Origin of the sequence: Metabacillus sp. Hm71, assembly GCF_051842955.2 — a bacterium.
Lineage (GTDB): Bacteria > Bacillota > Bacilli > Bacillales > Bacillaceae > Metabacillus.
On sequence record NZ_CM200278.1, the window covers coordinates 5,043,310 to 5,065,368 of the forward strand.

The 22,059-nt window shown below is 35.7% G+C and carries 21 protein-coding genes; 5 read left to right on the forward strand and 16 right to left on the reverse strand.

The features are described 5' to 3' along the window. Positions 1-156: 156 nt before the first annotated feature. Positions 157-1,578 carry a sugar porter family MFS transporter gene (locus ACSVDH_RS24835; RefSeq protein ID WP_439252774.1) on the reverse strand — a complete coding sequence of 474 codons (1,422 nt, stop codon included), beginning with the start codon at positions 1,576-1,578 and terminating at the stop codon, positions 157-159. A 559-nt stretch (positions 1,579-2,137) separates the two neighbouring features. After that, positions 2,138-2,746 (reverse strand): TetR/AcrR family transcriptional regulator, encoded by a 609-nt coding sequence (locus tag ACSVDH_RS24840; RefSeq protein ID WP_299093588.1) that lies wholly within the window; start codon positions 2,744-2,746, stop codon positions 2,138-2,140. 191 nt (positions 2,747-2,937) lie between these two features. Between ACSVDH_RS24840 and ACSVDH_RS24845 the strand changes: the two genes are divergently transcribed. Beyond that, positions 2,938-4,113 (forward strand): YhgE/Pip domain-containing protein, encoded by a 1,176-nt coding sequence (locus tag ACSVDH_RS24845; RefSeq protein ID WP_439252796.1) that lies wholly within the window; start codon positions 2,938-2,940, stop codon positions 4,111-4,113. Between the two features lie 69 nt (positions 4,114-4,182). On the opposite strand, the gene ACSVDH_RS24850 is transcribed toward ACSVDH_RS24845, so the two are convergent. Genes ACSVDH_RS24850 through ACSVDH_RS24880 form a run of 7 tightly spaced genes read right to left on the reverse strand, consistent with a single transcriptional unit; the run spans position 4,183 to position 10,419 of the window. Continuing rightward, on the reverse strand, positions 4,183-5,376 hold the full coding sequence (locus ACSVDH_RS24850) for a cysteine desulfurase family protein (RefSeq protein WP_439252772.1): 1,194 nt from the start codon (positions 5,374-5,376) through the stop codon (positions 4,183-4,185). Beyond that, positions 5,376-5,780 carry an iron-sulfur cluster assembly scaffold protein gene (locus ACSVDH_RS24855; RefSeq protein ID WP_439252771.1) on the reverse strand — a complete coding sequence of 135 codons (405 nt, stop codon included), beginning with the start codon at positions 5,778-5,780 and terminating at the stop codon, positions 5,376-5,378. The genes ACSVDH_RS24850 and ACSVDH_RS24855 overlap by 1 nt, the downstream gene beginning before the upstream one ends. Continuing rightward, positions 5,781-6,953 carry a LuxE/PaaK family acyltransferase gene (locus tag ACSVDH_RS24860; RefSeq protein WP_439252770.1) on the reverse strand — a complete coding sequence of 391 codons (1,173 nt, stop codon included), beginning with the start codon at positions 6,951-6,953 and terminating at the stop codon, positions 5,781-5,783. After that, entirely contained in the window at positions 6,950-7,210 is a 261-nt protein-coding gene (locus ACSVDH_RS24865; protein ID WP_439252769.1) for an acyl carrier protein, read from the reverse strand. The genes ACSVDH_RS24860 and ACSVDH_RS24865 overlap by 4 nt, the downstream gene beginning before the upstream one ends. Positions 7,211-7,225: 15 nt before the next feature. Further along, positions 7,226-8,272 (reverse strand): flavin-containing monooxygenase, encoded by a 1,047-nt coding sequence (locus tag ACSVDH_RS24870; RefSeq protein WP_439252768.1) that lies wholly within the window; start codon positions 8,270-8,272, stop codon positions 7,226-7,228. A 27-nt stretch (positions 8,273-8,299) separates the two neighbouring features. After that, positions 8,300-10,060, reverse strand: a complete 1,761-nt coding sequence (locus tag ACSVDH_RS24875) for a fatty acyl-AMP ligase (protein ID WP_439252767.1) — start codon at positions 10,058-10,060, stop codon at positions 8,300-8,302. A gap of 26 nt (positions 10,061-10,086) precedes the next feature. Further along, positions 10,087-10,419 carry a carboxymuconolactone decarboxylase family protein gene (locus ACSVDH_RS24880; protein WP_299093597.1) on the reverse strand — a complete coding sequence of 111 codons (333 nt, stop codon included), beginning with the start codon at positions 10,417-10,419 and terminating at the stop codon, positions 10,087-10,089. A gap of 864 nt (positions 10,420-11,283) precedes the next feature. On the opposite strand from ACSVDH_RS24880, the gene ACSVDH_RS24885 reads away from it, so the two are divergent. Together ACSVDH_RS24885 and ACSVDH_RS24890 are read left to right on the forward strand one after the other, a co-directional pair. Then, positions 11,284-12,327, forward strand: a complete 1,044-nt coding sequence (locus ACSVDH_RS24885) for a DUF3231 family protein (protein ID WP_439252766.1) — start codon at positions 11,284-11,286, stop codon at positions 12,325-12,327. Positions 12,328-12,336: 9 nt separating this feature from the next. After that, a complete protein-coding gene (locus tag ACSVDH_RS24890; protein WP_439252765.1) occupies positions 12,337-12,804 on the forward strand; it encodes a hypothetical protein in 468 nt (155 codons plus the stop codon). Between the two features lie 253 nt (positions 12,805-13,057). On the opposite strand, the gene ACSVDH_RS24895 is transcribed toward ACSVDH_RS24890, so the two are convergent. The 3 genes from ACSVDH_RS24895 to ACSVDH_RS24905 all read right to left on the reverse strand — a co-directional run bounded on the left by ACSVDH_RS24895 (position 13,058) and on the right by ACSVDH_RS24905 (position 14,963). Next, entirely contained in the window at positions 13,058-13,690 is a 633-nt protein-coding gene (locus ACSVDH_RS24895) for an O-methyltransferase (RefSeq protein WP_439252763.1), read from the reverse strand. Between the two features lie 61 nt (positions 13,691-13,751). Further along, positions 13,752-14,237, reverse strand: coding sequence for a nitroreductase family protein (locus ACSVDH_RS24900; RefSeq protein ID WP_299093599.1), 486 nt, complete (start codon positions 14,235-14,237; stop codon positions 13,752-13,754). Between the two features lie 273 nt (positions 14,238-14,510). Next, positions 14,511-14,963, reverse strand: coding sequence for a MarR family winged helix-turn-helix transcriptional regulator (locus tag ACSVDH_RS24905; protein ID WP_439252762.1), 453 nt, complete (start codon positions 14,961-14,963; stop codon positions 14,511-14,513). Between the two features lie 186 nt (positions 14,964-15,149). Here ACSVDH_RS24905 and ACSVDH_RS24910 point away from each other — a divergent pair, with 186 nt between their 5' ends. Next, positions 15,150-15,731, forward strand: a complete 582-nt coding sequence (locus ACSVDH_RS24910; RefSeq protein WP_439252761.1) for a TetR/AcrR family transcriptional regulator — start codon at positions 15,150-15,152, stop codon at positions 15,729-15,731. Positions 15,732-15,757: 26 nt separating this feature from the next. Further along, entirely contained in the window at positions 15,758-16,960 is a 1,203-nt protein-coding gene (locus ACSVDH_RS24915) for an MFS transporter (protein WP_439252760.1), read from the forward strand. Positions 16,961-17,102: 142 nt separating this feature from the next. Here ACSVDH_RS24915 and ACSVDH_RS24920 read toward each other — a convergent pair whose 3' ends face one another. From ACSVDH_RS24920 to ACSVDH_RS24935, 4 genes are all read right to left on the reverse strand, one after another. After that, complete coding sequence (locus tag ACSVDH_RS24920; RefSeq protein WP_439252795.1) at positions 17,103-18,782, reverse strand: glycoside hydrolase family 13 protein; 1,680 nt, start codon at positions 18,780-18,782, stop codon at positions 17,103-17,105. A gap of 65 nt (positions 18,783-18,847) precedes the next feature. Further along, a complete protein-coding gene (locus tag ACSVDH_RS24925) occupies positions 18,848-19,666 on the reverse strand; it encodes a carbohydrate ABC transporter permease (protein ID WP_439252794.1) in 819 nt (272 codons plus the stop codon). Between the two features lie 2 nt (positions 19,667-19,668). Then, positions 19,669-20,532: a carbohydrate ABC transporter permease gene (locus ACSVDH_RS24930; RefSeq protein WP_439252758.1), complete on the reverse strand. Its 864-nt coding sequence runs from the start codon at positions 20,530-20,532 to the stop codon at positions 19,669-19,671. Between the two features lie 172 nt (positions 20,533-20,704). Next, positions 20,705-21,946, reverse strand: coding sequence for an ABC transporter substrate-binding protein (locus ACSVDH_RS24935; protein WP_439252757.1), 1,242 nt, complete (start codon positions 21,944-21,946; stop codon positions 20,705-20,707). Between the last annotated feature and the right edge of the window lie 113 nt (positions 21,947-22,059).

Below are 22,059 nucleotides of genomic sequence, written 5' to 3' on the forward strand. Positions count from 1 at the left end.
ATCTTTCTCTTCCTACCAAATTGCAGAAATGGTAAGGAGGGAATTAATCCTAATGAAAAAAAACTGCAAAGAATTCATAAGAACTCCTTTGCAGTCTTTTGATCAATTTCTATACCAATTTATATAATCTATTTCAAACAACATTATTGCTCCGTTTTATTTCGCTTGGATATCAACCTGTTCCACGTAGTCTTGGTGATTTCGCCCATCATGATGACGGAATTTCTGTTCCAACTGTTCAAGTGTCAGTCCCTTTGTTTCCGGTAAGAATTTATTTACAAATCCGATTGCTGCAAGTCCCAAAGCGACGAAAATAAAGAACGTTGTAGATAAGCCCACTTTATCAAGTAATACCGGAAATGCCAAACCAATAAAACCATTGACAACCCATAAGAAAAGGACTGTAACACCCATACCTATCCCACGTAAACGAAGTGGGAATATTTCTGAGAGCATCAACCATGTTACCGGTGAGATCGCTCCTTGCTGAAAGGCAAGAAACGTAACTGTTAAACTAAGTACGACATATGGAAGTGCCGCAGATCCTTCAAGTGTAAGTGAGAATATCCCAATAAGCAAAAGTGACATCGTTGTTCCTAACAAACCAGTTATCAACATTGGACGGCGGCCAACCTTGCCAAGTAGCCAAATACCAACAAAAGTAGCGAGAACTGATATGACACCGTTTGCAATATTACCGATCAGAGCAGCCTCAGTTCCTAAACCAGCATCTTTTAGAATTTGAGTGCCGTAGTACATGATTGAATTAACACCTGTTACTTGTTGCACCACAGCAATTCCAATCCCAAGAAATAGAATACGACGAATCCAAGGTACACTTAAATCTTTATATGTTGCTTGCTTAGCTTCTGCCTCTTTCGCTAGCGTTTCCTCAATTTCATTCAGCTCTGATTGAGCTTGTTTTTCCTCACGTACCTTAAGAAGGACGCTTAAGGCATCTCTATTTTTCCCTTTCGATACGAGCCAACGCGGGCTTTCCGGTACTTTAAGCATACCAAAGAATAAGAAAATAGCCGGAAGTGCCGCGATCGCCAGCATGTAGCGCCAAACATGATCATGATGGGACATTGTGCTCCCTAAAATCGCATTAATAACAAAGGCTAATAATTGGCCGGTTACGATCATCAATTCGTTCTGAGTAACCATTCTCCCCCGTCTATCTGCTGGTGACATTTCCGCTAAATAAGCTGGAACTGTTACTGAAGCTCCCCCTACAGCAAGTCCTAAAAAGAAACGGGAAATAATCATAACCGTTACGTTCGGAGCAAGTGTACATCCAAGTGTAGATGCAAAGAAAAGCACTGCAAGATATAAAATGTTGGTACGACGCCCGGTAAGATCTGAAAGCCTGCCGCCAAATAACGCACCAAGTGCTGCTCCAAAAAGTAGTGAACTGGCAACAAGCCCTTCAGTGAAAGAAGTAAGACCAAGCGCTTCAGACATAAACGGTAAGGCTCCATTAATCACTCCAGTGTCATATCCAAAAAGAAGCCCTCCGAATGTTGAGACGATGATAATCGTACGTAAAAACGACTTTTGGTTTCCTTGTTTACTCATATGGATTTCTCCTCTCTTCCCCTTTATAAATAGATAAATAGATTTTATCTATTTATTTTTTGAATCAACGAGTGAGATTCTAATAGATGAATTGCATCATAGAGATTGTTTACATATCTTAGTAAATTCACTACAACTATCTTAAACAACTAGGTAACGCTTACATTTCTAAAACCTTTAATCGTCCAAATTGTTTTTCTAACAACCGGTAAGATTAATTATACACCAAATGAGATTTATCGATTACCTAATTGAGGCAGATAATTTATTCCAAATTAATTAAAAAACCTCCTTTTGTAGTTTTTTTTACAACTTTTTACAAAAAACATAGTTTAAAACGTTATCATTCTCGATAAATCAAGGGTAATCGATTACCCTATTTATGGTTTTATATTATATGATCCATAATCAGATTTCAATACCTTTTTAGAAAAATTGTATAAATTCCGACATTTCTTTTTTTCATTTTTAATAAAGTTTAGGTTGGGATGAATTTATCGAAATTGGACTAAGTATATAATCTGTTTTTGAATCAATATAGAAAAATAAGCCCCTTCCATTAATCAATTATCTGGAACCCAGCTGTTTTTAAAGGACCTATAGAAAATAGTTTTACAGTTTGCTTAGCTAATTGATTAGGAGAATAGTGCAAATCCTCCTTTAACCACCAACTTACTGTTCCTATTAAAGCAGAAGAAATAAAAGTAGTTAATAATTCAGGTTGAATTGATAGGATTTCTTCATCAAGTCCATATGTTAAAAACTCTTCATTAAATTTTTCTTTAATAACATCTTGCATTTTAGTATTAAATCCATTAACACCGTTTTCAAATAACATCACTTTAAAAAACTTTTTATGTTCAGCAATTTTATTAAAAATTGTTTCAATTAATAGTTGGAAATTCGCTATTTTGACCATTTTGTTTTGAACATAGCTGCATGGCTTAATTGCGTCTGCTAATTCATTAAATATCTCATTAAGAAGGGTATCTAATAAATCCTGCTTATCTTTATAGTGCAAATAAAAAGTAGCGCGATTTACCAATGCACAATCGGCAATATTCTGAATTGTGATGGACTCGTACCCTTTCGTTTGAATTAAATCAAGAAATGCTTCTTTAATTAATTTACGTGTACGAACAATTCGCAAATCAGTTTTTGTTGACATCATTACACCCACCTTAAAAATTTGTTAGTTTCTAGACATATCAGGTTTATTTGTCGTATATCTAATAAATCGAAAGATATTGATTATTGAGTATCAAAAATTGGTCATTATAATGAAATTATAAATAACAAATAGTTATTTATACAACATGTTGTTGATTATTTTTTGAGGAGTTGGTCATTTTGTGTGTAATGAAGAATTTCTTTTCTCAAAAATTGTTTTGGGGAGGGTTGTTAGCAATCATTGTAGTTGTCAGTATATTCATGGTCGGTTTTATGGGCTCTATAGTAAACCCTGAACCAAAAGATTTACCAGTAGCTATCGTAGTGGAAGATAAGGGTGTTGAAATGCCTAATCATACATTAAACTTTGGAGAAACAGTTAAAGAAACTTTAATAACAAATAAGGATATACCTTTTAAATGGAGTGTCTTAAAGGACAAAGACGAAGCAATGAACGGAATGAACAATAGATCTTACTACGCAGCAATTATCATTCCGGAAAATACTTCGCAAAATATTGCTGCGTTGCTTCAATCAAGCCCTGGGCAGCCTCAAGTAGAAGTCATTATTAACGAAGGAATGAATTATACTGCAGCAAATACAATAGGACAAATTGCTAACCAAATAGGTTTGGAAATGAACACTCAAGTTCAAAATATCATGTTTAGTCAATTAGAAGCACAGTCTGTATCACTTCCAGCTGATAAAATAAAACAAGTAATAAATCCTTTAAAAATTGAAAAACAGGTAATAAATGATGTAGATAGCCATACAGCTAATGGAAATACCCCAGTATTATTTACACAAATTCTTTGGCTTTCTGTTTTTATTTGTTCTTTAATACTATTCATCACTTTAAAGAAAACGACAAATTCACAAATAAGTTTAACTTCTATTGCAAGTCAGGTAATTGGCGGTATTTTATTTCTATTAGTTATTGTTACGTCTATTATGTTATTTGCAGATTACATATTAGATGTGAATATTCCTAATAAAGAAATCACCTTCCTTTTCCTGCTTTTGAGCGGCTTTACCTTCTTTTTGTTACAAAATACTTTATTCAATTGGATTGGAGTTATTGCAGCACCATTTATTTTACTAATGTTTTTATTTTCAATCCCTGTACTGAACTTACCTGTCGAGTTTTTACCAGACCTAACGAAGGATTGGTTATATTCGTGGATTCCATTAAAATTTAGTGTCGAAGGTCTAAGAGGGATATTCTTCTTTGATAACCATAATATTGGTGAATCGTTGAATATACTGGTTTATATTGGAATAGGCTCTCTAATTCTTATGACACTTTCTATTTTCAAAAAACAAATTAAAAAAGAGAAACAAATTGAAATAACCAATTCAAACTAATCATTTCAATTTAATAGTTGTAAGATCAAAAAAACTCTCGTGTACCGAGAGTTTTTTCCTTTATAAATATCATCCTATATGAACACGTTCCTCTATTTTAGGAGAATATTTACTTGAAATTGTCCTTAATTGAGATACTATTTTTGAAATTAACCTTACAGCCTCAATGATTTCTAATTGAGTTGTAAACTTCCCAAAACTTATTCTAATAGAGCTTCTAATTTCATCATCAGACTTCCCCATTGCTTTTAAAACATAGGATAATTTCGCTGAAGAGGAGCTACATGCTGATGAAATTGACACACATACACCATATTGATTTAAGGCAGCTGCTAACGCTTCTCCTCTTATCCCTGAAAACTGTATATTTAATGTAGTTGGTACTGAAGATTCAAGGCTTCCATTTATGGACCAGTCAGAGAGATTTTTTAATTCTTCTAAAAAAATATTTCTTAAATCCTGCATTTGTTGATGATTGGAACTTAAATGATCTCTAGCAATTTTTGCTGCAACTCCAAACCCAATGATTCCCGCTACATTTTCAGTCCCTGAACGAATCCCCATTTCTTGTGATCCACCGTATATAAGAGGGGATATTTTAATGCCTTCTCTTATATACAAGCACCCAACACCTTTAGGACCATATATTTTATGGGCTGAAATAGAAAGACTATCAACAGCTATTTCTTTAACATCAATCTTTACCTTTCCAACCCCTTGGACAGCATCACAGTGAAAATGAATTCCGTTTTCCTTGCAGATTCTACTAATTTGTTCAATCGGTTGAATTGAACCTACTTCATTATTAACCATCATGATGGTTACAAGGCAGGTTTGTGTGTCAATAGCATTCAATAATTCTTTTATACCAATCACACCATTAGAATCTACTGGAAGCTTTGTAATTCTAAAACCATAGTATTCTTGAAGATGCCTGCAAGCTTCTAGAATGGCTGGATGTTCAATAGAGCTTGTAATGATATGTTTTTTATCTAAGTTCTTAAGTGCAATCCCCATTAATATGGTAGAGTTGGATTCAGAAGCACCACTCGTGAAAATAATTTCGTTTTCTTCAGCATTAATTAGTTCAGCAACATTTCTTCTAGCTTCACTAATGGCATCTTTAGCCTCTTTACCTAAAAAATATTTACTAGAAGGATTACCGAAAGAATTCATCAAATAAGGAACCATTGCCTGATATACATCATGATCCAACGGGGTCGTAGCATTGTAATCAAGATAAATAGTCTCCTTATTTATCACTAAAATGCACCTTCGCCTTCTACTAGAAACTCTTTTTTCTCAAGGTTTTTCTGAATTGGATGTGAACATTGATGGATGATGCTAAGTCCAATGTCAATACAATGATATTGAGCTGGTTCAAGTTCACCTAACCAATCTGCAACTTCATCACGAGTGATTGAAGTAAGTTCATCGAATGTTTTTCCTTTAATGACTTCTGAAACGATGCTTGCTGTTGCAATGGAGGTTGAACATCCATATGCTCGGTAAGTAACCTCAGTAATTTGTTGTTCCTCAACTTTCAAAAACATATGAACGGTATCGCCGCATATTGGGTTACCAATTTCCACAACATAATCGTGGTTCTCCATTTCACCAATATTTCTTGGATTCATAAAATGCTCGCAAATAATATCATTAAACATTTACTCGCCTCCCGGCACAGCCATCATTTGCTTTTCTTTTTCTTCAATAAACTTTTCTAAGTTAATCGCACAGCAGCCCACCTCTACACCTGGCATACGTGAAATATAAACTAATTTTTGCCCATTTCGTCCACATTCACATGTAGTATCTTTACGTAAATATCCCACATCTTCTGTCAAGACAAAACCAGGATAGGAAATGCAAGTAGGATCATAAATAGCAATAACGCCACGCTCACCATATTCTACCTCTTCTAAAACATTCCGAGGATTTCTTAGTGATAAATGAACCCAAGGTGGAACATGCTTTTCTTGTTGGTCACATTCTACTGCTAACATATTTGCTTCTACTAACCCGTACATATCACGTACATTATTAATTTGTACACCTAGATATTCATGACAAAGGCGGTTAAATTCTTCCCTTGGAATTTCTTCGCCAGTAAACTTTTTCCATCCACCTAGTGTGATAATGTAGCTTTTCTTTTCCAAGTTTAACTTTAGATTATTTTCCATACAGTATTTGATTAGCTTATGAATAAGAAAAGGCGGTCCAACTAAATGACGAGTATGTTTTCCTTCCCATGAATGAAGTAATTCCACCGCTTTCTCTGGATTGAATGTAACACGTTTTACCACATTTGCTGCTCCATCAAGTAAACCTGCAAATATATTTAATGCTTTCACCATGCCCATTTCTGGCATCTCTTCAGTTGGAGGAAAAAGAAATAGTCCCATACCGCGGGAAATTTGGAAAAATTCTCTGTAAGTTGATACAACACTTTCAAATGCATTATCAACAGTAATTTTGTCACGTCTAGAAACGCTCGGAATACCACTTGTTCCCGTACTGCGCATCTCATATTCAACTTCATTTAATTTCGATGTCATTAAAAGGTGCGAATCACATTGTTTAAAAGTCTGTACCGGAATTAGTGGGATTTTCACTAAATCTTCGAACCCTTTAACGTCTTCTGGAGTTACTTGTTTTTTATGACAAACATCTCGATAAAACTCATTATTTTCATAATGGTGCTTAAAATTCTCAGCAATGATACTACCTTTATACTCATTTACAAGGTCGAAAGGCAGTTTATATAAATCATGTGAACTGCCGACTAACGTATTAAGTGGATTAAGTCCTAAATCTCTTAATTGTTCAGATATATTCATTGACTTACCTCCTGAGAATTTTGGATATTATTAATTAACGTAATCAAATCATCAATTGTTTTGCACCAGCTATAATCATCTTGAGATATAGAGATGTTAAATTTCTCTTCTAAGTCCAATACCAGTTCAACTCGATCAGCAGAATCCAGAGCTAGGTCTCCTGACATATCACTATCAAAATTAATTTTCTCAGCTTTTAATGAAGTAAAAGAAGTAATAGAGTTTTGGATCACTTTCAGCATTTCTTGTTTCTCCATGTTTATCCTCCAACATTAATTGGTTTGCAATTTCCCTGCTAAGTATTTGGCATCTTCTCCAACGCCTAATAATAAAGCCGAACCTCTTCGATATTGCCAAGATAATCCTATGAAAAATAACCCCGGTTCTTTTGTTACTCCTCTTTCATGAATCGGATTACCCTTTTCATCAAAAATATTTGATATATCTAACCAATCATAATCAGGTTTAAATCCGGTGGCCCAGATAATATTTTTCGGTTGTATCTCATTACCATTTTCAAATTTAATTTTATGCTCTGTAATACCAGTAGTTCTGGGAAGCATCTTAACTTTCCCTTCCTTGACTAATGGTATTATTTCTTTACCAATGATAGGATCATTCTTTTTAAGAAATTGGCCCGGTTTTGAATCAACAGTAAGTTTAGATATTCCCAGTACACTGAACCACCAAAAAATACTTTTGTTAAGAACCTGATATGGCAGGAATTTAGGCTTCTTACCCAATGATAGATATACACCTCTTGTAGAAGACAGCTCAGCAGCAATTTGCATTCCTGAGTTCCCGCCACCCACCACCAAAGTTGTTCCTTCTTTTAGTTGAGAAGGATTTTTATAGTGTGCAGAATGGATTTGAAAAATATCATTTGGTATTTTGTCACTAAAATCAGGTATAGATGGTTTTTGAAATGGACCTGTCGCGATAATAAGGTTTTTTGTTAAAAATTCTTCACCAGAGTTTGTGATAATATGAAAATTATCTCCCTCTTTAGAGACCTTTGTAATTTTTGTATTTAGTTTTACAGGCAGATTGAATTTTTTGGCGTACTCTTCCAAGTAATCCGCAACTTCATCTTTTGTTGGATAACCATTCTGATCTCCGGGTAATGACATACCTGGTAATGCACTATGCGATCGAGGCGTGAACAATCTTAACGAATCGTAACGGAATCGCCAAGAATCTCCTACTCTAGCATGACTTTCTATTAGTAAAAATGAATTTGTCATATCTCGGAGATAATACCCCATAGCCAAACCAGCTTGCCCTGCTCCAACTATTATTGTGTTATATCGGTTTACCACAGAAACATATCCTTTCAAAAATCTTGGCTATTCTTTTTTATCGATGTGCCAAATGACTAATTCGTTATTTAAAAATTCCTGTTTACAAGCATTTCTTTGAATTTTCCCACTTGAAGTTTTAGGAATGGTACCTGTTTTTATTAAACAAATACAATATGGTTGAACCCCATGTTCTTCCATGACTTTTTGACGAATGCGAATTAAGACATTATTAGCATCTGACTTTTCATTTTGATGACTTGATTCTCTTGGTCTAAAAGCTCTTTCGACTTCAGCAACAATGACTAGTTTTTCTTCATTCTCTTCAGTTATCGAAAATGAAGCACTGCATCCATTTCGTATTCCTATATGAGCTTTTTCCGTTGTTAATTCAATATCTTGGGGATAATAATTTTTTCCCCTTAAGATAATGATATCTTTCAATCTTCCGGTAATATATAACTGACCATTATTAATAAATCCTAGGTCTCCAGTTTTAAGATATTTATCAGCACTTTCATTAGATATAAGTCCGCTAAAACTTGCATTATCCCCTGTACCGAAATAACCTTTTGCCACATTTACGCCATTGACCCATATCTCACCTATTTCATTTTCTGAGCAGATATGATATGTATTTGGGTTAACGATTTTGATATCTTGTTCTAGATAGGTTGTTCCGCAGCTGACTAATGCAGTGGATTTATTGCTTTCACTAGTCTCTTGTACTTTATTGTCTCTTAAAGCTTGTGAATCAAAGTGTTTGATTATTGGCTTTTTATTACTTTCTCCACCCGAAATAAACAGAGTAGCTTCTGCCATCCCGTAACACGGATAAAAGCTTTCTTCTTTAAATCCACAATTTTTAAAGGCCTCAGCAAACTTTTTTAAAGTTTCATATCTTACTGGTTCGGCACCATTATAGGCTACTTTCCAAGAGCTTAAATCAATTAGAGTTTTCTGTTCATCAGTTATCTTTTTTACACATAACTCATAAGCAAAATTTGGTGCTCCGCTTACGGTTGCTTTATACTTCGATATGGCTTGTAACCATCTCAATGGTTTTTGCAAGAAATCCATTGGTGACATCAGGATACTCGTTCCGCCTAAAAACAGTGGTTGAAGTACGTTCCCGATTAAACCCATATCATGGTATAAAGGCAGCCAGCCTAATACGATTGTGTTTTCATTATTATCAAATGCTTTTTTTATCATTTCTTCGTTGTACAGAATGTTTTGATGTGTGACCATTACACCTTTTGGTTGTGAAGTAGATCCTGATGTGTATTGTAGAAAAGCAATGGATTCTCCATTAACATTTGGCTGTTTCCATTGATCGGCTTGGGGGAGAATTAACTCATCAATGCAAATCCATTTTATATCCATTGAGGCTGTTTCCTCAGAAAAATGTTTGACAATTTTAGAGTGTAGCTGTGAAGTAGTAAAGATTATGTTTGTTGAAGCATCTACTAAAATACTTCTAATTCTATCCATATTCCTGCTAAGAGTGGGCGGATATACTGGGACTGCAATAACGCCTGCATAAAGACATCCGAGAAATGCTTTCACATATTCCAACCCTGGTGGATACATAATTAAGGCTTGTTTCCCAGAAAATCCTTCCTTTTGCAAATAAGCTGCAATTCTTTTAGAATCCACAACTAATTGCTTATACGAAAGGGAAATTTCATCCTCTTCTCCAATTAAGTACTTAAAAGCTATTTTATGTGGATGCTTTTTTGCATTGCTATTCAATAAATCTATTAAAGAGGAGTGTGTACTATTTTTATTTAAACTGGTTTGCAGCATTTCTTTATTCCCCTCAAAATTTATCATTAATTTCTTTCATAGGCATTGATCGCATTTACACTATGGCTAATTGCAGCACCTGCTTTAAGTGCAGCTGCAACAGCAATTGCTTCAATTACTTCCTCCATCGTTCCACCTAACTTTTTATATTTGGCTACGTGAGCTTCAATACAATAAGGGCAACCAGTAGTATGAGCAACAGCTATCGCAATTAACTCTTTTGTCTTAGTTGGAATTTCACCATTCTGAAACACTTCATGTTCAAACTGCATAAACTTTTGTGCTACTTGAGGAGACCTTTCTTTTAGTTCCCCCAACTTATTCAAATAAGATAATTTGTACAAAGTATCATCTGCCATTTTTAAAATTCCCCTCTCAAATTATAATTTTGACACAAGATTAAGTTTACGAACAATAAAAGGAAATATTACTGCTTTTTTAGCACCATCTCCTATTTAGGATAAATTAACTATTTCATCTTAAATTGTTAATGAAAGTAAGTATTATCCATTTTTTGTCACACATAAGTTTTACAAATTGGATTCTACTTGAGCTGATTTTTGTTGTCAACAGCATTGTTAGATTATCTTCTCTAGCTTAATATTCTCTTTACAAATATTTTTTGAATTATTTTTATACCAAAATAACTACGTACTATATTTTTTTCACTTTTTATAATGTTTTTTTAATAGAAACTAAATGCAATTTATATTTAAAAAATATTAATTAACTTAATTTTAAGAAAAACAACAAAGATAAAATTTACAAAAAAATTAAAAATGTGGATTTATTTACAGATAAATAAAATCTGTTGATTTTTCTAGAATCTTCAATGCTAGTCATTAAGAACTAAGACAAATTACTCCCCTTTGAATCAGATGGCAATTTCACTAAATCCAAAAAAAAGATAAAGAATGTTTATAGAATTTTTCAATAAAGAATTTGCCCTTATATTAATGGAAAAACTAAAATAAGACCTCAGTCCAAAAATAACTTAATTCTTCATAAACTAATACATCTATTTATCGAAATAAAGGTGCTACGATTACAATAAAATAGAAAAGCAACTCAAGATAAACTAAGTTTCTATTTGTTATAGATACTCAAAACCCATTATTTACCATTTAATTAATGAATAATGTTTCTGTGTATAAAACATCATGATAATAGTAAGTATTTTTTGTTTATAGCATTATCATTTGAACTTTAAGGAGAAATGCGTTATGAGTAATTCTGGTGTAGAAAAAGGAAAGGTAATGACCGAGCATAACATTCCACTTACTGCTTCGGAAATGGGTTTTCTTTGGACACAGTATTTAAACGATTCTTTGGCAACTTGTGTCTTCAAATATTTTGAAAAGGTATGCGAGGATAAAGAAATACTTTCGCTCATTAAAGACGCCATGAATTTATCACAAAAGAATCTACAAACAATTACATATATTTTTAACGATGAAAAACACCCAATACCCGTTGGATTTACGGATGAAGACGTAAATGTAAATGCACCAAGATTGTTTACAGATACATTTATGCTCATGTACCTGCAAAAAATGGGGATTATTGCAATGGCAGGTATTGGCGTAGCAATTGGTGTTTCTGCTCGTTCAGATGTAAGTAATTTCTTCACAGATTTACTTTTGTCTACTTCAGAGTTACACGATAAAGCGAGAAAAGTTATGTTATCAAAAGGCGTGTATATTCGACCACCGCATATTTCAATACCAGACAAGGTTGATTTTGTAAAAAAACAAAGTTTCTTATTTGATTTTTTAGGACAGAATAAACGACCGTTATCCTCAATCGAAATAACACATCTATTTATAAACGTCCAAACGAACGCATTAGGGAAAGCAATGATGATGGCTTTTGCACAAGTCTGTAAAGGTGAAGACGTGAAACAATATTTTATGGAGGGAAAAGGTATTGCTAATAAACACATCAAAAAATTTAGTTCAATACTAACCAACGGAGACGTTCCTGCTCCAATGATTTGGGATTCTCATGTTTTGGATAGTACTGTTGCACCCTTTTCGGATAAATTGATGATGTTCCATACAACCGGTATGATTGCGGTCGGGATAGGGAATTACGGTACCGCTGCTGGAACTTGTCATAGAATGGATTTAAGTGCGACATATACTCGCCTTTCAGCAGAAATTGCTTTGTATGCAGAAGATGGCGCAAACATTTTGATAAAACACGGTTGGCTAGAGGAACCACCGCAAGCAGATGACCGTCAAGCACTTGTAAATCAGCCAAAGTAAAAATAAAAGTTGATAGTAGAGATAAAGTCAAATGAACTAGAAAAATTACTATGGAATATTGCCCTCCCTGGATTTGGCCAGTTTTTAAACGGTAAACTGATAAAGGGGATTGTTCTAGTAATTTTAGAACTTCTTATTAACATATTAGCCAATCTCAACGAAACGATTATTTCAAGCTTTCAAGGAAATATTCAATTAGCGATAGAACAAACGAATTACCAGTGGCTGATGTTTTATCCCTGTTTGTATTTCTTTGCAATGTGGGATGCATATAAAGACGCTGGAGGAGGAAAAGACCGTTTTTCGTTTCTCCCCTTTGTATTTTCAGCCTATTTTGTTACCCTAGGATTAATTTTCTCCTCAAACTTAACAATATTTGGAGTGTTATTGGGTCCTGTATGGCTCCCAATGTTGTTTGTTATTCCTGGTTTAATAATCGGATTTATAATTAGAAAAAGCATAAATAACTTTTCTTAAACAACCATTCTCTACTTTGAATGGTTTTTATATGATAAGCAAGAATTTCACTAAACTCCCCGTTAATAATAAGCCTTATTCTATTAAATAAAATGGCCCGATTGCTAAAGAAATTGTAATATGCCAAAGTTTAAGGTTAGTCTACTTAACCATAATTTTTATCTAATTGATTCAGAAACAAAGAATATAAAATAAAAAAAGGATACCATCGGCGATAAACCTATCGGTAATCCTTAATTTCATGATATTATTTTTATTCCTTTACCCGACCAATTGCGATTCCGTCTCCAATCGGCAGAATGATCGATTCAAATTTAGGATCTTTTGCCAGACGTTCATTAAAGGTACGTATGTAATCTGTTTGCGCATCAATATAGGAACTGTCACATACCCGTCCCCCTCGCAACACATTATCGCCGACAATTAGTGCACCGGGATTGGCAAGTTTTATTGACCATTCCAGGTAGTTCGGATAATTCTCCTTATCCGCATCAATAAAAATAAAATCAAACCTTTTTTGTTCCTTTTCGAGCTGCTCTAAACTGTTTAAGGCTTCGCCAGTATAGTAGGTTACCCGGTCGCCAAAACCAGCTTTTTTAAAATTTTCATGGGACATTTGGGCAAATTTCTCTTTTAACTCTAATGAGGTTAAATGTCCTTCTTTCCCAAGGCCGCGAACAAGGCAGATTCCACTATATCCGCCAAGCGCTCCAATTTCTAGAATCTCTTTGGCGCCTGAAATTTTCACTAATAGGGTCAGCAGCTTTCCGATTTCCGGCGGTACGGATATATTTCGCATTCCATTTGCACGAATACTCGCCAAGACTTGCTCTAAAACAGCATCATCCTTCGTAAACAGAGAATGGATATACTCTTCAACTTTCATCCTTTTTCCTCCTGAAAGTAAGGTGGTATTGCTGCGGATAAATAATAGAATCTATGTCCGCTTACGATAAATGCTTTATTTTTTCTTGAATTGGTGTTCTCTCTTTTGGCTGATTTATTTCTTCTGGATAACCTACACCAAATACTCCAACCACATCATATCCCTCAGGCACCCCAAGAATTTCACGGTTTCTCGCAGCTCCTCCCATGGATGACCAGAATGTGCCAACTCCTTCTTCCCAGGCAGCTAAATTAAAATTCTGCACAAAGCATGCTGTCGCAATGAGGTTTTCTTCTGTTTCGATTTCAGTGGCACCATGCTTTGATAAAATTGCGAGTACTACAGGCGCATTAAAGAAATTTGTTTTGTGGTTTAATTTTTCTCTTGTTTCCGGACCAACCACATACACTTCCCACGGTTCGGTCATTTTATGATTCGGAGCCATTGCAGCCGCTTGCAGCCATTTGCTGATTTGCTCCATTTCAACCGGATCTGCTTTGAAATTTTTAATCGTACGTCGTGAATTGATGATATTAAGAATACTCATGAAAGATTCCTCCTTTAGAATGTTTGGAACTTTTTTGCATATTTTTTATCAAGACTTTTACTTTGCTGTGTTGTCATTCAAAATCGGGATGACAAACTTTTCCTGCGCTTCTCCTACCGGTTTTGTCCTTCATTATATATAACGTGCTTAAGCTTAAATTTATGAGGTAAATTAAATCAGTGTATAGTGCTTGTGAACTTAAAGGTATAGTCAATTTAGGAACAGAAATTATTTTATATAGCGACCTTAAACATTTAATCGACTATAAAAGAGTTATTTCCGTTTAAATCCTTGTGGTTTTAGCTGACTTGCCATTTTCGTCATGATCTCAACAAGTGTGGACTGTTCCTCCGGTGTTAGCTGATTAAACGGACCAGACAGCAACTCGACTTGGGCATTTTTCATTTTCGTGATCGTCTCTTTACCAGCCTCTGTTAATTTGACAATTCGTGTTCGCGCATCGTACTGGTCTGGTTCACGATATACCATTCCTGCAAGCTCTAAGCGATCAATCATTTGTGACATTGAACTCGAACGAACCTCCAGCCGCTCCGCAAGCTGCCCGATTGTACAACCATCATGTTTCCACAAAAAGCGAAGAATCAGCCATTGCGTTTTTGTAATTTCAGTTGCCTTTTGATTACTCCACTGATTACGCTTCATAAACCGGCCAATCGCTTGAAAACAGTCTACAAAATGTTCCAGCTGTTTATCACGTGCTTCCATCATACATTCACCTCACAATTAAATTATATAGCGATCCTAAATAAATTGTCAATACATGGTTATCTTCTATATAATTTTCCTAAAAACTTGTTTAGAATCTCTATATCTATTATTAAAAACTTGCTTACTATTACTTTATCTGGTAAGATAACTGACGAACGTTCGTAAAATACGAGGTGAAGTTTATTGAAAAGTAATGAAATTAAAGATGCAGCTCTAAAATATTTTACGATTCATGGATATGAAGGTGCTTCTCTCTCCCAAATTGCAGAAGAAGTTGGCATGAAAAAGCAATCGATCTACGCCCATTTTAAAGGGAAGGATGATCTCTTTCTGCAAGTTTTACATGATGCAAAAGAGACTGAGCTGTCTTCAAAGCTCCACTATTTCAGTATGGTAGATGCACAAAACCCAGAAAAAGACCTATATGGATTCCTGCAATTCATAATTGATCTGTTCCAAAAAAATGAACAGTTAAAGTTTTGGCTGCGTATGTCCTTTTTTCCGCCACCCCACCTTGCAAAAGCAATTGAAATGGAAGTTATTGATATTGAGAGTAAGGTGCAGGCGATCCTCGAAAGTAAATTTCAGGATTGGATGAATGCGAAAGCAATCGTAGAAGATAAAGCAATAACACCCACGTTCGCGTTCTTAGGTGTAGTCGATTCCATCATGCTTGAGCTTGTATACGGCAATGATGAGAAACGACTAAAGGACAAATTAGAAGCCTCTTGGAAGGTATTTTGGAGAGGCATTTCACATCAATGATTTATGACAGAAAGAGGTGTTGATCCATGAAGAAACCAATAAAAGAACAAAAAGCAGTACTTATTATCCTCCTTAGCAATTTATTTATTGCCTTTCTAGGAATTGGTCTCATCATCCCTGTTATGCCATCCTTTATGGATATCATGCATTTATCAGGAAAAACGATGGGCTATCTAGTTGCCGTTTTTGCGGTTTCACAACTACTGATGTCACCATTTGCAGGACGTTGGGTGGACCGTTACGGCAGAAAGAACATAATCATAGCAGGACTATTCCTCTTCGGGGTTTCAGAACTGATCTTTGGTTTAGGAACAAATGTATCGTTGCTCTATTTATCAAGGATCCTGGGAGGGATTAGTGCCGCCTTTATCATGCCAGGTGTTACTGCATATATGGCCGATATTACCTCTGTTCAGGAACGTCCAAAAGCAATGGGGTATATTTCTGCGGCGATAAGCACTGGCTTTATAATAGGACCTGGCATCGGTGGTTTTATTGCTGAACACGGAATACGTATGCCTTTCTTTTTTGCCGCAGCCATTGCCTTTTTAGCTTGCATTTCATCGATATTTCTGTTAAAAGAACCGCTAACAAAGGAACAGCTTGCTGAACTTTCTTCCAATACAAAACAGTCAAGCTTTTTAAGTGATTTAAAACGATCGCTTAATCCCCTTTACTTTATTGCATTTATGATTGTATTTGTACTGGCTTTCGGTTTATCCGCATATGAAACGGTTTTTAGCTTATTTTCTGACCATAAGTTCGGTTTCACCCCGAAGGACATTGCAGCGATCATTACGATAAGCTCACTATTCGGCGTAATTGTTCAAGTATTTATGTTTGGAAAAATGGTTGATATGATTGGCGAAAAAAAGCTGATTCAAATTTGTTTATTAACAGGTGCTGTGTTAGCTGTCGTGTCTACCGTGATCTCTAGCTTTTTGGTGGTGCTTGCGGTAACTTGCTTCATCTTCCTTGCATTTGACCTGCTTCGCCCGGCATTAACGACATTTTTATCAAAAGCGGCTGGAAATGAGCAAGGATTTGTTGCTGGAATGAACTCAACCTATACGAGCTTAGGGAATATCGTAGGTCCGGCAATTGGAGGAATACTATTTGATGTAAACATCCACTATCCTTATCTTTTCTCCGCTGTCATTATGGTCATCGGCCTGAGCATTACCGTCATGTGGAAGGAAAAGCAATTGGCACAAAGTATAACGGAATAACAGATGGAGATTAAATTTAATGAACCTTTGATGTATCTGATTCATCAAAATATATGCAAAAGGGATTAATAGGATACACTATCTTTAAATTTCTTCGGATGAAAAAAAGCAGACCAATACCTTGATCTGCTTTTTTCTGTTATTAAATTTTATAAACCCTTGCCTCATAAGGTTTTAACGAAAAAGAGGCAACATCTTCATGATTATCAATTTCATAATTACTTACTAATAACTGTGAAGAAGTAACTTTGAGACCTTCAGGCAGCGTAAATGGAACGTGTTCACTGCTAAAGTTTGTAATAACCACTAGCTTTTCACTTCCGTATGTCCGTATATAGGCAAAAATCGATTCATGCTCAGGCAAGATCAGCTCATAGTCACCATAGACAATAATGTCATGTTCTTTACGTAGGGCAATAATCTTCTTGTAATAATGATAAATCGAATTTGGATCGTTTACTGCCTGTTTTGCATTGATTTCTTTGTAATTCGGATTTACCTTAATCCAAGGATTTCCTGTTGTAAAGCCTGCATTTTCGCTATCATCCCATTGAAAAGGTGTTCTGGCATTGTCACGGCCCTTTACATAGATTGACTCCATGATCTTTGCAGGATCCTCATTACCTTGGATCACCTTTTCATTATACATATTTAAGATTTCAATATCTTTGTACTCATCAATGGAAGCAAAACGGACATTCGTCATCCCAATTTCTTCGCCTTGGTACACATATGGTGTTCCTTGCAGCATATGAAGGAAGGTTACAAGCATTTTCGCTGATTCGGCACGATATTCATGATCATTGCCAAATCGCGAAACCATTCGCGGCTGATCATGATTGTTTAAATACAAGCTGTTCCAGCCTACCCCATTAAGACCATTTTGCCATTTTGAAATATTTTCTTTTAAATCTAGTAAGTTAAGCTTTTTTAAATCCCATTTTCCATTTGGACCTGAATCAAGATCCATATGTTCGAAGGTGAAAACCATGTTTAATTCATCACGATCATGACCTGTATACAGCTTCGCGTCGTCAACTGATGCTCCCGGCATTTCACCAACTGTTATGATGTCATACTTTGATAGCACCTGTTGATTCATTTCATGTAAAAATTCATGCATTCGCGGTCCGTTCATAAAGAATTGTCCGCCTGGAGCATATTTCTTCCCTGGAGGATTTGGCGCATCCGGCAGCCCAGGTACTTTTGAAATAAAATTGATCACATCCATACGAAACCCATCAATACCTTTATCAAGCCACCATGTCATCATCTTGTATACTTCATCACGTAGCTTCTCATTCTCCCAATTAAGATCAGGCTGTTTTTTGCTAAAGAGATGCAAATAATACTCATCTGTTGTTTCATCATACTGCCATGCTGATCCGCTAAAGACGGATTCCCAATTATTCGGTTCACTGCCTTCTTTTCCAGGTCGCCAAATATAGTAATCACGATACGGATTATCTGTTGATTTCCTTGATTCAACAAACCAGGCATGCTCATCAGATGAATGATTTACAACCAAATCCATGATGAGCTTCATTCCGCGCTGATGAACCTCATGTAAAAGCTCTTCCCAATCCTGCATCGTTCCGAACTCATCCATAATATCTTGATAATCACTAATATCATATCCGTTGTCATCATTAGGTGACTTATAGACTGGAGAAAGCCAAATCACATCAATGCCAAGATCTTTTAAATAATCAAGCTTCTCTGTAATCCCCTTTAAATCACCAATCCCATCACCATTGCTATCATTAAAACTTCTCGGATATATTTGATATATAACACTTTCTTTCCACCATGCTTTTTCCAACATGTATACACTCCTTTTTTTGGGAATACACTTTTTTTGTGGGACAGTCCTATCCCCCATTTCTATTACTTAATCGAACCTTTCATTACGCCGCTAATAATCCATTTTTGTGCAAAGATGTAGACGACAATCATCGGTGCCAGCGCCATAAGGTAGGAGGCGAATGCCAGATTATAGTCTGTACTAAATTGTGATTGGAAAATGTATTGGACTAACGGCAATGTTGCCATTTCCCGGTCACTTAACATGACGAGAGGAAGCATAAAGTCGTTCCATGCACCTAAACAGGTGATGATGGCGACAGTTGCATTCATTGGTGCTAATAATGGGAAAATCACTCTCCAGAAGACGCCCCATGTGCTTGCACCATCGATAATTGCTGCTTCTTCCAGCTCTTTTGGAATCGAGCGAATATATCCTACATAGATAAACGTATTAAACGATAAATTGAACACAACGTATAAAATGATTAAACCAACTAGGTTATCCATCCCCCATGCAGCTGTTTGCTTAACGATCGGAAGCATAATAATTGGGAAGGGAATAAACATCGCACTAACAAAATAGTAAAATAGGAATTTATAAGCCTTTTTGTGCATATTTCGTGCGATCGCATACGCCACTAACGAGTTTGTTAACACAGTAAAAATAACTACGAATACAGTCACAAATACAGTATTTCCAAGGGCATTAAAGAAATTTGTCATCTCAATAGCTTGTGTAAAGTTATCAAACGACCAGGATTTTGGCAGGGCTAATAAATTCCCGGCCATCTCCTGCGGTGTTTTAAACGCAATCGTAATGGTTAAATACAAAGGCAGTAAGATGAGTAATGTACCAATAATTAAGAGAGTAGTCACAGGCCAGTTTGTTTGTTTGTTAATCATTAGCTTTCCGCCTCTCTTTTCTCTAGGAATTTTAATTGAATGATTGAAATTACGACAATAACAATGAAGTAAATAACAGCATTTGCGGATTGATACGCAAATTCTCCGCCTTCAAAACCGCCGCGATAAATCAATAATGAAATCGACTCTGTTGATGTGCCAGGACCTCCGCCGGTTAGGGCTATGATTTGATCAAAGACCATTAAAAAGTTTTTCATAGCTAGAACCATATTAATCGTGAAGAAAGGGGCAATAAGCGGGAATGTAATACTCCAGAACTTTCGCCAAACCCCGGCTCCATCAATACTCGCCGCTTCGTATAAGTCTTCTGAAATCGTTACCAGACCTGCTAAATAGAGAATCGTATTAAAGGCAACCGATTGCCAAACTGCCACAAGGACAATCCCTAACCAAGCTAGTTTAGGATCTCCCAATATATTTTTGGCTAGAAATTCAATTCCTAGACTTTCTCCAATTCCAGGTAGGAAATGTGTGAAAATAAAGTTAAAAATAAAACCTACTATCAAAATACTTAAAATATAGGGTAAAAAGTAAATGGCACGAAGCGTCTTCTGAAATTTAATCTTCGCATTAAGCCCCATCGCTACAAGCAAGCTAAAAATATTTACAAGAATCGTAGAGATAATCGCAAATTTAAAGGTAAAGCCATATGCATCTAATGCACGTTCATCCTTAAAAACATTGAAGTAATTTTTCAAGCCTACAAAATTCCAATCCCCGTACCCTTTCCAATCCGTAAAGCTGTAAAAAATCCCTTGAAGGGCAGGATACGTATGGAAGATGAAGAAAAGGACAAACGCTGGAATTGCGATCAACATGTACACATAATTTTTCTTTTTCATCATTACCTCTCCTTTATCAAACACATGTAATAAGGCATTTTTTAGCTCTCACACATAAGACGCTCCTTAATAAAAGGTAGCTCCTCGTCCAAACCTTTTATTAAGGAGTGGCTTATACATTTAGAGCTAAGAGAATATGCGGGCATCAACAAGTGATGCCCCCTATTCTTTTTTAACGGTTTTGTACTTTTTCCCATTCGCTATCTAATTTCTTCAAGAAAGCTTCTTTCTTTTGTTTAATTAAGAACTCTTGTACAAGGTTTTCTGCCCCCATGCCTGATGGATAGTAATGGTCTGGGAAGCTTGTAATCGCACCTGATTCGAAGTTCGGTTTAATGCCTTCAAATACAGGATCTTCTTGGAATACACCTTCAATAGCAGAGAATGCTTTTTGTTCGTCGATATAGCGTTTTGCTGTGTCTTTGTTCATCATAAATTCAACGAATTTTAGTGCTTCTTCTTTATGCTCTGTTTCTTCATTGATCGCTAATAAAACGTCAACGCCAGAGACTAGCTTATTTTGCGCAGGGTCATTCGTAACTGGCATTGCAAAGGTACCTAATTCAATATCCGGGTTCGCCTTTAGGATTTCCGGAATGGCCCAGTTTCCTTGGATATACATAACTCCTTTACCGCTTGCAAATGCATTGTTTCCATCACCGTAAGCAACACCTAAATTGTCTTTATGACCGTATTTTGTAAGAGTTAGCATTTTATCAGCCACTTCATCATAGCTTTTCACAAATGTTGTTTCACCGGCATTTTTCTTTTCTGCAAAATCTTCACCAGTAATATTTGCTGCAAGTGAGTTCCAAGAAATCATCCCAGTCCATGCATCTTTCAATGTAAAGTAAATTGGAATTTCCCCAGCTGCCTTCACTTTTTCTAAAACGGCAATAAACTCATCCCATGTTTTTGGAACCTCTAAACCGAGCTTCTCAAACTTTTGCTTGTTGTAAATAACCGTGTTTGCATTTGTCGCATATGGAAGACCGAATACCCCTTCTTCTTCTGTTCCAACTAAGCGGCCAATCATATCAACGTAAGAAGGTTGAATGCCTTTTACTAATTCAGAATCAGAAAAATCATGTAATACTCCAGCTCGTCCTAATTCTCCGTATGTTGCATTACCGCCAATTGACATGATGTCAGGTAAATCATTTTTCGTTAATCTAGTTTTTAATACCGTTTCTGCCTCTGGAGGGGCATCAAGTTTTATGTCGATATCAGGATTTTGCTTTTCAAATTCCGCAATAATCCCTTTATAAGTATCAATGCTTTCGGCTTTATTTGAGAACAGCTCTAATGTTACTTTTCCACCCTCAGCACCACCGCCTTCATTTCCACCGCATCCTGCTAAGATCGAAGTTCCTACCGCAAGGCTTAGGATACTTGCTGTTACTTTTTTTATCATTGTTGGTTCCCCCTAAAATGTAGTTTTATATTGTGTAAACATTTAATAAAAAGTTATAGTAAACGTTTACTCATTGTATTAAAAAAATATTTTCATTGAATTTCCGCAACTTT